Below are 13,299 nucleotides of genomic sequence, written 5' to 3' on the forward strand. Positions count from 1 at the left end.
GAATTAAGTTAAACATAAATTCAGTAAAAAGAATAACATTTTGCAAAATTCAGGTTGAAATTAAGGCTATAATCGATTTTAATATAAATATGAACGTTGATCCATAGAATATCAATTAATTTTTATATTAATCTTAAGGAGTTGAAATTCATTATGGAAAAAGCAAAAATGACGGTAGATAAAGATTTTACTATTGGTGTAGTGGATAAGCGCTTGTACGGATCATTTATTGAGCATCTGGGACGTGCCGTCTATGGCGGGATTTACGAGCCGGGGCATCCATCAGCGAACGAACAGGGTTTCCGCACGGATGTGCTGGAGATGGTCAAGGAGTTAAATGTACCGATTGTACGTTATCCTGGAGGTAATTTTGTATCCGGTTACAATTGGGAAGATTCGGTTGGACCTGTGTCAGAACGCAAACGCAGACTGGAACTGGCCTGGAGAACGATTGAGACCAATGAATTTGGCTTCAATGAATTCGTGGACTGGGCGAAACAGGCTAATTCTGAAGTCATGATGGCCGTTAATCTGGGAACACGGGGCGCCGATGCAGCACGAAATATTGTAGAGTACAGCAACCATCCGGAAGGTTCGTATTATAGTGATCTTCGCATCAAGCATGGATACAAGCAGCCACATGCGATCAAAACATGGTGTCTGGGCAACGAGATGGATGGCCCTTGGCAAATCGGTCACAAAACGGCAGAAGAGTATGGACGTGCAGCCGTTGAAGCGGCAAAAGTCATGAAGTGGACGGACCCAACGATTGAACTGGTAGCCTGTGGAAGTTCAAACCTGAATATGCCATCATTCCCGGAATGGGAAGCAACGGTGCTGGATCATACGTATGATCACGTGGAGTATCTGTCCTTGCATCAATACTACGGCAATCAAGAGCAAGATACGCCAACGTTCCTGGCACGCTCGCTTGAAATGGATCGTTTTATCGATACCGTGAAGGCAACTTGTGATTATATCAAAGCGAAGAAACGCAGCAAAAAGACGATGTATCTGTCCTTTGATGAGTGGAATGTATGGTATCACTCCAATGAAAATGATTCGAAGATGGACCCTTGGCAGATTGCCCCGCCACAGCTTGAGGATATCTACAATCATGAGGATGCACTGCTTGTTGGATGTATGTTGATCAGTATGCTCAAACATGCGGATCGGGTTAAAATGGCCTGTCTGGCACAACTCGTTAACGTAATTGCACCAATCATGACAGATACGGGCGGTGGTTCATGGAGACAGACAATCTTCTATCCATTCATGCATACATCTCTCTTCGGGCGTGGAACAGCATTGGTGCCATTGATCCAGTCTCCAAAATACGATACAAAACAAATCACAGATGTTCCTTATCTGGAAGCTATTGCGGTTCATAACGAAGAGCAGGGTGAAGTGACTGTATTCGCAGTCAACCGTCATCTGGAAGAATCCCTTCCGCTCGAGGTGGACCTGCGCAGCTTCGGGAAGTGTACCGTGATCGAGCATATCGTGCTGGAAAGTGATGATCTCAAAGCATCGAATACGGCGGCGCAACCAAACCGTGTTGCTCCTCATAATCGTGGGGGTGCAGTTGTATCTGAGACCCTGATTACGGCGAGCTTGGCGAAAGCATCATGGAACGTGATTCGTTTGAAAGTTCAGTAGGGGATTAGCGTAAGCGTAAAGGGATAGGACACGTGAGGGCGCAATTGCAGGAATGATGCCCAAGAGGGAAGCCAGCGGCTCAGAGGATCAGCGTGTTCCTTGAAGCCAAAAAAAGCTGGGTGCGAGTTCATCGCATCCAGCTTTTTTCGTTATATTTTATAGGGAAAGGGAAGACATGGGAGACATGAGTAATGAAGTGGCAGACAAGGTAACATATAAGTTAGGTAACGGCGTGTGTTGAGAATGAAGTACACGTTCCTGTGCATACGCGCTAACGAACTTAGGACACCTTATTGTGCCGATTATCGTTATAGTAGAAATTTAACGAATCGGAGACACGTTATCCTGGCAAAAAGATGGATAAATCTCGGGAAAAGCAAGCCCAGAGCGGAAATAACGTGTCTAGGATTCGTTAGAATATTAGAGTATCCAAAAACAGACTAATAGCGTGTGCTGAGTTCGTTACAATCCACCCACCTGTGTGAAAAGGTTATTTCTCAGCTTTGATTCAGCGTAGCTTCCGCTTCAAAACTCAAAACTTTCGCCGTCACGTGGAATGAGCACCTGACCATCCAACTGCTCGGATGCCAGATAAGTCGCAAGATCCGTACGAGACATCACACAATGGTTAATCGCATCCATGTGCACAGCGATGACATGAGCAGACGGCGCATGGCGCTTCACGGCGACAACGTCAGGCCCGTCCATCGTAATGGGATCACCCTCCACGAAGCGTGCACCTCCGGCATTTACAACAATGACTTCTGGGGCATATTGGCGGATGGCCTCAGCAGGTTCTTCACACCAGATCGTATCTCCAGCGATATAGGTGACAGGTTCTCCATCTGCTTCAAGTACGAAGCCGGACACCTTGCCCATACGTTCGCCGATTTCACCTGTGCCATGATGCCCGGATGTACGGGCGAATCGGACAGAGTGATGCTCATTTTTTTCATCTACAGCTGTTACATTGGTGAATCCAGCCTCCAGAAATACGTTCTCGTCCCCAGGCTGGCAGATCAAGGGAATGTCTTTGCCAAGTTGTTTCGCCGCGGCTTCATCCCAGTGATCCAGATGGGTGTGTGTCACAATCAACAGATCCGGATTCAGATAATCCGTTTCGGTTTCGGGCAAGCTCACTCTTGGATTACGTAACTCATTGGGTGTGTTCGGGAATGCAGGCATGACTTCGGCGTCCATCAACATCGGATCAACGAGAATGTTCAGCCCTCCGTATTCCAGCCACAGTGTAGCATTGCGAATCAATTGAATTTTCATTATATTTGCACTCCTTCGAGTTGTTTAATAGTATTACCCTATATGGTATACAACCCGTTTAACGGCGTACATAACATGATGAATGGAATTAGGCCACGCTAATTTCACCGTGAAAGGATTGCTGAAGTAAGATGAATGAAATGGTAGATGACACAGATATACGTATTTTGCAGATTCTGATTCAAGATGCCAAACGTTCTCACAAAGAGATCGGTGAAGAGGTTCATCTTACGGGACAGGCAGTTGGTGCAAGAGTCCGCAAGCTGCAAGATCTGGGCGTGATTGAAGGGTATACGGTAAAATGGAACCCGGAACGCCTGGGCCTCGGCCTACAGGCATTTGTCACGGTTTTCTTGAACTCCGGCGACAGACATGCCCCCTTTCGTACATTCATTGCTGATCGTAAGGACATCGTTGAAGTCCATCGCGTCAGCGGAGAAGGCTGTTATCTGATGAGAGTGCAGACTGGCACCACAGAGCAGCTTGGCCAACTGCTTGAAGCATTGCTACCTTACGGCAATTACAGAGTCAGTCTGTCCATAGGTGTTGAGAAATCACAGTGATATGTGGGGAACTTGCCCTCATCCATCCCGGTACTCAACAATCCTGCTTCTGTTGCTGCAAAGTCTCCTGAAGCAAGGTCACCGCCTGGTTCAACTCTTTTTTGCTCAGCAGATGATCTGTCTGAATATGAGAGCGTGTGCCGTCCTTTAAGTACAGGACAAACATGGGAGAAGCAGACAGGAGCCACTTGCTGCGGGCAGGTGAAGCGAGTTCAACTTTGCGAATTTGGCTCCAAGCAATCTTCTGTTTGCCTGTGCTCAACGCATCCTCATCCCAGGATAACAATACGGCAGGGGTTCTGGTTAGTCGTGAGACAAACATGAAGAATAGCGGTCCGATCAACCACATACCCAGCACGGCAGCGATGGAATAGTATAGGGTCTCCAGTCTTTCCGCTTGTCCGTCCACGATGATCCATAATAAGCTCACGCACAAGAGAAGGAACAGGAAGCATAAACTTCCTTTCCATATAGCTGTGCTGCGTCGGTAACGAATCTGCTGATGGTCACGCTTGGGTGTTTCATGTTGTTGCATAGATGTTCCTCCTAATTAACAATGCTGATCGATATGCCAAACGTGCCGCCTGCATAAGCAGAGCGGCATGTTCAACGTTCTGTATTTACTATAACTCAGGTTCATTACCCTGATATAGCTGAATTTTTACCTGCATCACGCGCATGGGTGTACAAGTCTGCATATACACCTTTGGCTGCGATTAGTTCCTGGTGCGGTCCTTCCTCCACAATCTCCCCATTCTCCATCACCAGAATTCGATCAGCATGCATCACTGTGGACAGGCGATGAGCAATGACAATGGTGGTGCGTCCTTGGGATACCAATTCCAGCGCCTGCTGCACAAGCTGTTCAGTGTGTGAGTCCAGATTGGCGGTTGCCTCATCCAAGATGAGCACGTGGGGTTGGAACACCACAATCCGGGCAAATGAAATCAATTGCCGCTCCCCGGCGGACAGTCCGCTTCCGCGTTCGGATAGATGCGTATCATATCCTTGTGGTAAACGTGAAATCATCGTATGTGCCCCGACAAACCGGCAGGCCTCAATCGCCTGCTCTCGCGTAATATCCTCACGAAACATCCTCACATTATCAATAATGGAACCGGAGAACAGGAAGGGTTCCTGTTGAATCAGACCCACGATCCGATGAAGCTTAGCCTGCGGCAGATGCCGAATATCGGTACCATCAATCTCGATACTGCCCTTGTCTACATCATAGAAGCGATTGAGCAGGGAGATCAGTGTACTTTTGCCAGCGCCTGTTGTTCCTACGATACCTACCATTTCACCCGGATAGAGGTGCAGGTTCATCTGTTGGATCAAGGGCCGGTCTGCCCGATAACCAAAAGACACATCATTAAAATCAATCTGGCCCATCACATTTTGTGGTTCAAGCGAGGAGGCCATTCCGGGTTTGGGATCAGCAACTTCAGGCCGCGTATTCAGAATGTTCCAGATGCGATCCATCGATACGGTCGTGGACTGGAATGTATTCCATTGCATCGTAATCTGGTTAATCGGTTGAAAGAACTGGCGGATATAGCTGATAAACGCATACAATACCCCGACTTGCAGGGACTCTCCCAGTACGGCGCGACCTCCAAGCCAGACCATCATGACCAGTGCCGCATTGCCAAGGATATCAAACGTCCGGTTGAAGATGACATTGGAGCGGGCTTGAGCAATGTTGGCTTTCAGATGAAGCGCATTCTGTTCCGAGAAACGTTTCTTCTGTTCTTCTTCCTGGTGAAAAGCCTGAATCAGGAACATGCCGGACAAGTTCTCCGCCGTAAATGCGATCAAACGGGAAAGCCGGGTACGGGCATTTTGATAAGCTTTCCGCAGTCGACTACGGAATAATACCGCAACCACCGCAATGACAGGCAGAACGATCAGGGAGTATGTCGCCAGCACAGGATCAAGTTGGAACATAAAGACGATAATGAGCACCAGCATCATACCATCCCGAATCAGACTGAGCAGTACTTGAGTGAAAAAGCTGCTGATGGTTTCCGTATCACTGGATACGTTTGTAACCAGACTGCCGATATGAAAACGGTCAAAGAAGGACATGGACATTTTGGAGATATGCTTGAACAGGTCCTTTCTGATCCGGGATACAATGTTCTGTCCTACGTGCTGCAACAGATTATTCTGGATATAGGTAAAAATAAAACTGATGACAGCCAGCCCAAGAAAGATGGCTGCGAGCTGAACGAGAAAGCCCACACTGGTCTGGCCCACGGCCAGATGATCATCGATGGCGATCTTCACCAGATAGGGTTGTAACAAATCTGCCGATATGCCAAGCAGTGAACAGAAGAAGATACCGGCAAAAGCCCATTTATGCGGTTTGGCGTATGCCATCATCGCTTTAAACGAAGTTCGTTTACTCTGATCGGCCTCTGCATCTGGGTGAAGTTCAGGGTTAGCGTTAGACATGATGTAATCCCTCCTCCTGCAAACGGTAGGTGGCCGCATATAACCCCTTGGCAACCATCAGCTGAGCATGTGTTCCCTGTTCAGCGACTCGTCCTTCATCCAGCACGATAATATCGTCCGCATGACGGACCGCGCTGATGCGATGAGAGATAATCAATGTGGTTTTGCCCTTGCCGATTTCGCGCAAACTGCGCAGAATACCACTCTCGGTGACAGCATCAACCGCGCTCATACTGTCATCCAGAATAAGTAACTGTGCTTGTTTGATCAGTCCTCTTGCAAGGCTCGTTCGCTGACGCTGTCCACCAGACAAGGTGAGTCCACGTTCGCCAAGCAGTGTATCGAAGCGATCGGGAAAACGGACAATATTGTCATAGATCATGGCTTGCCGTGCACTATGTTCCACTGTATCCAGCGATACTTCCCGGTCGCTAAATGCGATGTTATCCCGGATGGTGGTACTAAACAGGAATCCATCCTGAGGGACATAGGCGATGCGCGACCTTAGACTTTCCAGCGACAGCTGACGAATATCGGTACCATTGATGCGAATTGTTCCTTCAGGTGGTTCATATGTACGCAGCAATAGCTTGACGAGGGTACTTTTACCTGAGCCGGTCTTGCCTACAATACCGACCGTTCGCCCGGCACGGATATTGAGTTGAATGTTTTTGAGAGCAGGAGATGAACTGCCAGGATAGGAGAAGGTTAGATTCTCCATGGTGATATCTTGTACGGTTTGGAGCGCTGTGGCTTCAGGAAGTTCACGTACATCCGCTACTTCGCTGAGCAGGTCATTCACCCGCTCCAGTGATGCGCCTGAGCGCTGAACGGTATTAATAACATTGCCGATCTGTTGAAGCGGTCCCATGATAATGCGCAGATATAAGGTTAAGGCGACAAAACTCCCGAGTGTAATAGAATTCTGCATGGTCATAATACCTCCAACAAGCAGAGAAACGACCAATGAGATGGCTCCCAGCAGTGGTAGCAAGGCTTGAAACAAGGAAGACAGACGAACCAGTCGAAGCTGCTTGCTCTTGATTGCATCGACGGTAGTTCCAAAGCGTGCACGAGCACTGTCCTCGATGGCAAACGTCTTGGTTACGCGAATGCCACCCAGTTGCTCTTCCGCCGATTCCGTCATGGTAGCAAGAGCTTCCTGCACGTCGCGAGAGCGCTTGCGAATCCGCGGACCAAAAAACACGACCAGAAATGGAATCGCCAGCAAAGGGACAACACTGATTAGAATGAGCGTCAACGGAATCCCGCTAAGCAGCATCATGACAATGCAGGACAACAGCAGGAAGGTGGCATTGGTCATGAGTGTCACACCATTGGAGATCGCTTCACGAACGGAAGTAACGTCATTCATGACATAACTGAGCAGCTTTCCGTTCCCCTGTTTGGAGAAATAATGTTCGCTAAGTTCGGAAAACTTACTGAATATACGCTCACGCGTCATGAATTCGAAGCGTCGACCGAGCTTCATAATCATGAATTGCCCGGTACCGAACAGCAGATTATACCCGATGGCAATAGCCAAAAGGGACAGGCTGTACCTTACGACCGTCTGCATCTGAAGCGTGTTCTGCATCAACTGATCCGTGAAACTGCCGAGTATGCGGGGCAAGGATGCTTGCCCGACATTGGAGGCAATAATCAGAAGAACAGCAACCAGATAAACAGGCCAGTTCGACACAACATAACCGCGAAGTAATCCTTTCTTGGACATAAGCGTTGTTCTCCTTTTGTTATAGGTGAAGTCAGTTCAGCAGGTGGAGTCAAGAAAAGGGCCGACACCTGTTATTAGCGCGTCGTGCCCTCTTACTGTATGCGATCTAGTTCGTTGTTTATCCGTCATCCGATAGATTTCTCTATTCTTATTTTTGCGCTAATCCGAATGGATGTCAACGAAGCCAGTTAGCAAAAAGCAGGTGATCGGATTAGCTGCGTCGGAGAAGAGTTCTATGCCGTGTTCCCGTGTTGTATTCACCAGATGTCGAAATTACTGAAACATTTTTCATGGGTATGCCGTCTGTAGGAATGAAGAGGTAAAAAATAGGCTTTACTAATCATATGGAGGTGCCAGGAAATGAAACATAAAAAAGGTTTGGCTGCAACACTTGCGCTCTGCGTTTCTTTGACAGCAGGAGGTGCATCGGTATTTGCTTTCACAGATGTGAAGGATGAAGGTCAGAAGTCGATTGTGGATTCATTGAAATCAAAAGGCATTGTTAGCGGAGTAACAGCGGATCTGTTCCGTCCAGATCTTGCATTGTCCGAGCCACAGGGTGTTCAACTGATTGTAAATGCATTTGGTCTGAAAAATGCATATGCTGCGTCTTCCGCTCAAGATAAAATTAGTCCAGACACATGGTATGCTGACGCTGTTCAAGCGGCTACGCAAAACGGATTGTCCATTCCGGTAGAATTGAATCCCCAAGGCAAGATGACACGTGAGCAATTTGTTATTTTGCTGCATGAAGGCATTAACACAACCGGGAATTATCCGGTTATTATGAAGTATAATCTTGTTAAGGACGAAAATAAAATCGGTAAGGACGCCATATCTGCAGTCCAGAACTTGCTGAACATGAACATCATTGAACTGGATAAGGACGGTAACTTCCGTCCAGATCAGTCGCTTACCCGTATGGAGGCTGCAAGCATGATCTTCAATGCACTCGAATTTGTGGATAAACACGGCAATGGCGGCTCAGCAGAGCCAGCTCCAACCAATCCAGGTGAAGGCCAACAAGCGATCGTACCTGAAGTGACAACAACGAAGGTTGATGACAAAACAACCAAAGTTAAACTCACTGCTGAAATGCCACACCCTGGTTATGGATTGAAGATTGATGATGTGAAATTGGAGAAGGATGGACGCGCGATCGTGCTCTATTCCATTATTCAACCTGATCCAGACATGATGTATCCGATGGTTATCACAAATGTGACTGCAGAAACGGATATTCCAACAGGGTATACAGCAGAAGCTCAACCTTCTGGTAAGTAAATTCACTGCAACCCCTATAAACTGAACATGGTTAAAACGGATGTGTATCTTCAAAACCACTCTCCATACATGTATGGAGAGTGGTTTTTTTATTTGAGTTGAAACTGTACACAGGTTTATATGATCATTTATATTACATGTAGTGTGATTAATTATGTCATTTTTTATGAATAAAATTGGATATCTGCTTAGGTTGTAAAGCCAGTTCGTGTTAGCGGAATGGCTTTTTTTAAATGGTCTTTTCCGAAATATCTACTGTTTTCAGATTCCACACCTTGTGCAAAATCTACATATATGACTTCATATTTCCAGTGTTTATAAGCGCTTATGTATCCTGAAGGCAAAGATAAAAACAACATATATACGAAAGAGGGAGGAGAAATATAGAATAAAGGCAAGCCATTACAGGTTTGTAATGTGCGGAATATATATGACAGATAATATTACATTAAAGTATGATGCTTGTAGACATGAATACCGTGTCCAATGCGTATATGTGGGTTTTGACTTTAAGGTCTGTTTTCTAACCTAAGTTCGGATCTGACATCTTTCAAGTTCATGTGATGAAACACTCAATGACAACTACAGGAGGGAAATAGGTCAAATTCTACATGTTTTACAACCCCGAAATGACAATGACAAGCTGGCAACAAAAGTGTAAACCCCTGTTGTAACAGTATATTCCGTGATTTTAGAAGTGAAGATTGAAATGGCATATTTACGGATTAGGCAATGAACCATAAACTCGGTATGTAAGCGTTACCAAAAAAGGAGGAAACAACTGATGCAACCAGATGGGAAGTCCGCCTTATCGCAAAACTTATCGGTATACACCAATCCGAGCAGTAAGAAAAATAAATTATGGAGAAGGACGATTCGGAACTGGGAGTTGTATCTGTTTATTGCGCCAGCCTTTTTATACTTTCTGATATTCCATTATGGTCCGATGTACGGCATACAAATTGCATTTAAAAACTTTATCCCAACGCTTGGTGTCACAGGAAGCCCATGGGTCGGATTCGATCATTTCATCCGTTTCTTCAATTCGTATTATTTCTGGGATTTACTATGGAATACCCTTAGCATCAGCTTGTATGAGCTGGCTATAGGTTTTCCACTGCCGATTATTCTGGCGTTAGCGTTCAATGAAGTGAAGGATTCCTTCTTCAAGCGTACTGTGCAGACCGTCACGTATGCACCACATTTCATTTCGGTCGTGGTGATGTCGGGGATGATCATTACCTTTTTATCACCCTCGTCAGGCATGATTGTCAATTTGGTACAGGCCCTTGGATTTCAGTCACCTCAATTCCTGACGGACCCTGCGTGGTTCAAGACAGTGTATGTACTTTCAGGAGTCTGGCAAAGTGCAGGCTGGGGCACCATTATATACCTTGCCGCTCTATCGGGTGTGGACCCGCAACTGCATGAAGCGGCTGTGGTGGATGGTGCGAGCCGGTTCAAACGGATTTTGCATATTAACATACCAGCGATTATTCCTACGATCACCATCTTGTTAATTCTCAATATGGGCAGTATTCTGGGCGTCGGATTCGAGAAAATCCTGCTGCTGCAAAATCCGCTGAACATGGGCTCGTCTGATGTCATCTCAACATTTGTCTATCGGTCCGGTCTGGTCGATGCGCAGTACAGTTTCTCTACGGCGGTGGGATTATTCAACTCCGTAGTTAATGCGATTCTACTTATTACCGTAAATCAGATTGCACGCCGCACCAGTGAAAACAGCCTGTGGTAAAAGGAGGGAATACACATGTCATCCGCTGTGAAAGAAAGCAGAAGTGATAAATTGTTCTTATTGTGCAATTACATCTATCTGACGGTAGCGCTCGTCATTGTGCTGTATCCACTGTTATACATCATCAGTGCTTCAATCAGTGATCCCAAATATGTAGCCTCCGGTGAGATGTGGCTGCTTCCAAAAGGGATTACGTTTGAAGGTTACGCCAGGGTGTTTGAGAACACCAACATCTGGATTGGGTACAAAAATACGATTATCTATACCGTTGTAGGCACCATCGTTAACCTGATTGTTACACTACCGGCAGCCTATGCGCTCAGCCGCTCGGACTTTGTGGGACGTGGATTCTTCATGGCGATGTTTATGGTAACGATGTTCTTCGGCGGAGGGCTTGTCCCAAGTTACCTGCTGGTCAAGGATCTTGGTATGGTGAACAGCATGTGGGCACTTATTCTGCCCGGGGCTGCATCCATCTGGAATATTATCGTATGCCGGACGTTCTTCCAATCAACCATTCCCAAGGAGTTACAGGAAGCGGCGCATATTGATGGGTGTACCAACACCCGGTTGTTCATCAAGATTGTGCTCCCGCTTTCCATGCCAATCATTGCAGTGATGGCGCTCTTCTATGGAGTCGGACACTGGAACAGCTATTTTAGTGCCATGATCTATCTGAATGATTCTTCCAAGTACCCGCTGCAGCTCTTTCTGCGCCAGATTCTGGTGCTTCAGGAAATGGCGGCACAGGGGGGAGGCGCTATCGATACGTCTTCAGCAACGGCGATGAATACCAAAGCGGAGATTGCTGCACTGGTCAAATATGCAGTCATTATTGTTGCCACCCTACCGGTCATTGCGGTGTATCCATTCCTCCAGCGTTACTTTGTACAGGGTGTTATGATCGGTTCCGTTAAGGGATGATCTTAATCCATATACCACATTAAACAAGGGGAGTTGTTGTTATGAAAAAGCTTCGCAAGGCTTCATCCATTACACTCTGTCTCACCTTATTCGCAACATTGCTTGCAGCTTGTGGTTCAACCAATGAAGACGGAAGCACGACCTCCAAAGTAGAGGGGGTCAAAAAGGAAGGTTTTCCCATTGTAGACAAAACGCTAACGTTGAAGGTTATGTCCCAGGATGCGGGCGTAGCCGACTGGAGCACGATGCCTGTGCTGCAAGAAATGGAGAAACTGTCGGGCATCAAGCTGGAATACCAGCTCTCACCGATCGATAGCTTTGAAACGAAAAAAAATCTGGTTTTCGCGAGTGGAGACTTACCGGATATGTTCTATGCTGCGGACCTCAAGCCTGCCGAGCAGGTGACTTATGGCAGCCAGGGCATCCTGATCCCGTTGGAAAAATACATTGACGAAGGTTACGCCCCAAATATCAAAAAGATACTCGATGAGAACCCGGATGTCCGCAAATCATTTACAACACCTGATGGGCATATGTATGCACTCCCATTCATTGATAAAGCGGCCGTATGGTATAGAGGCCCAATGTGGTACAACGGGGAATTCTTGAAGGCACTTAACGTAGAAGAGCCCAAGACTACGGAAGAATTGTATACGTATCTCAAGCGTGTAAAAGAAGAAGATCCTAATGGCAATGGCCAGCAAGATGAAATTCCGCTTACTTCTGTGAAACTGGATGATCTTCGCATGTTTTTCTTCGGCTTCTGGGGAATGTACAACGAAGGCATCTATTCCGATAAGGACGGTAAAGTTCACTATCCTTATCAAGAAGAAGGTTACAAAGGTTATCTTACATTCATGAACCGCTTGTGGAAGGAAGACTTGCTGGATCATGAGACCTTCTCTCAAACAGGTGATCAGAAAAAAGCAAAAGGTGAAAGCAACAAACTTGCACTGTTTAACGATTACCATCCATACTTCACGCTTGGTGGTGAACCTAGCACGGATCATCCGCTGATGACACCCGTGAAGAGCGATGTGGCAGACTCTCCGGTATACGGCAAACATCCGGGCATGTCGGCTCGCGGTACCTTTGCTATTACAAGCAGCAACCCGTCACCCGAGGCGACAATGCGATGGATCGATTACTTATACAGCTATGAAGGTGCGACACTGTTCAATCAAGGTCCGGAAGGTGTGCTGTGGAAATTCAAAGACAAGGAAAATCACGTTAAAGAGTGGCTCCCTGTTCCTGGCGGCGGTGATCGCGAGGAATACCGGGGTAAAATTACGCCGAACTTTGGTATTTTGACACCGGGTATTAATGATCCGGATGTAGCTAAGGGTCTACGCACCGAATTTGATGAGTGGATTGACCAGCAGAATCAAGAGAAGTTGGTACCTATCGGAAAAGCACCATTTCCTAACGTTTATTTGACGAATGAAGAGCAAAGCGAAGCAACCGCTCTATTGTCTGATCTGGATACGTACGTTAAACAGATGGAAGCGAAGTTTGTGACCGGCCAGGAACCACTTGAGAACTGGGATAAGTACATTGCACAGATGAAGAAAATGGGCAGTGACCGTATCATCGAACTGTATCAGGGGGCATATGACCGCTGGAATTCGGGGCAATAAAGCCTA

10 protein-coding genes are annotated in these 13,299 nt (G+C 46.6%); 6 read left to right on the plus strand and 4 right to left on the minus strand.

Going from position 1 to position 13,299, the window contains the following annotated elements:
* Positions 1-153 precede the first annotated feature (153 nt).
* On the plus strand, positions 154-1,659 hold the full coding sequence (gene arfA / locus QNO02_RS05825; RefSeq protein ID WP_091034043.1) for an arabinosylfuranosidase ArfA: 1,506 nt from the start codon (positions 154-156) through the stop codon (positions 1,657-1,659).
* 525 nt (positions 1,660-2,184) lie between these two features.
* Here arfA and QNO02_RS05830 read toward each other — a convergent pair.
* A complete protein-coding gene (locus QNO02_RS05830; RefSeq protein WP_091034040.1) occupies positions 2,185-2,937 on the minus strand; it encodes an MBL fold metallo-hydrolase in 753 nt (250 codons plus the stop codon).
* A gap of 131 nt (positions 2,938-3,068) precedes the next feature.
* Between QNO02_RS05830 and QNO02_RS05835 the strand changes: the two genes are divergently transcribed.
* Positions 3,069-3,500: an Lrp/AsnC family transcriptional regulator gene (locus QNO02_RS05835; protein WP_249911599.1), complete on the plus strand. Its 432-nt coding sequence runs from the start codon at positions 3,069-3,071 to the stop codon at positions 3,498-3,500.
* A 34-nt stretch (positions 3,501-3,534) separates the two neighbouring features.
* Here QNO02_RS05835 and QNO02_RS05840 read toward each other — a convergent pair whose 3' ends face one another.
* From QNO02_RS05840 to QNO02_RS05850, 3 genes are all read right to left on the minus strand, one after another.
* A complete protein-coding gene (locus tag QNO02_RS05840; RefSeq protein ID WP_289391414.1) occupies positions 3,535-4,035 on the minus strand; it encodes a DUF5381 family protein in 501 nt (166 codons plus the stop codon).
* Between the two features lie 104 nt (positions 4,036-4,139).
* Positions 4,140-5,957, minus strand: a complete 1,818-nt coding sequence (locus QNO02_RS05845) for an ABC transporter ATP-binding protein (protein ID WP_289391415.1) — start codon at positions 5,955-5,957, stop codon at positions 4,140-4,142.
* The gene (locus QNO02_RS05850) at positions 5,950-7,692 is read right to left on the minus strand and encodes an ABC transporter ATP-binding protein (RefSeq protein WP_133386660.1); all 1,743 of its coding nucleotides are present in this window, start codon (positions 7,690-7,692) and stop codon (positions 5,950-5,952) included. Before QNO02_RS05850 ends, QNO02_RS05845 begins: the two co-directional genes overlap by 8 nt.
* Before the next feature lie 360 nt (positions 7,693-8,052).
* Between QNO02_RS05850 and QNO02_RS05855 the strand changes: the two genes are divergently transcribed.
* From QNO02_RS05855 to QNO02_RS05870, 4 genes are all read left to right on the plus strand, one after another.
* Positions 8,053-8,976 carry an S-layer homology domain-containing protein gene (locus QNO02_RS05855; protein ID WP_133386661.1) on the plus strand — a complete coding sequence of 308 codons (924 nt, stop codon included), beginning with the start codon at positions 8,053-8,055 and terminating at the stop codon, positions 8,974-8,976.
* Positions 8,977-9,760: 784 nt separating this feature from the next.
* Entirely contained in the window at positions 9,761-10,732 is a 972-nt protein-coding gene (locus tag QNO02_RS05860; RefSeq protein ID WP_133386662.1) for an ABC transporter permease, read from the plus strand.
* A 15-nt stretch (positions 10,733-10,747) separates the two neighbouring features.
* Positions 10,748-11,656 (plus strand): carbohydrate ABC transporter permease, encoded by a 909-nt coding sequence (locus tag QNO02_RS05865; protein ID WP_036668765.1) that lies wholly within the window; start codon positions 10,748-10,750, stop codon positions 11,654-11,656.
* A 41-nt stretch (positions 11,657-11,697) separates the two neighbouring features.
* Positions 11,698-13,293, plus strand: coding sequence for an extracellular solute-binding protein (locus tag QNO02_RS05870; RefSeq protein ID WP_091034022.1), 1,596 nt, complete (start codon positions 11,698-11,700; stop codon positions 13,291-13,293).
* The last annotated feature ends 6 nt before the right edge of the window (positions 13,294-13,299 follow it).

The organism is Paenibacillus sp. PK1-4R, assembly GCF_030369595.1.
Taxonomy (GTDB): domain Bacteria; phylum Bacillota; class Bacilli; order Paenibacillales; family Paenibacillaceae; genus Paenibacillus.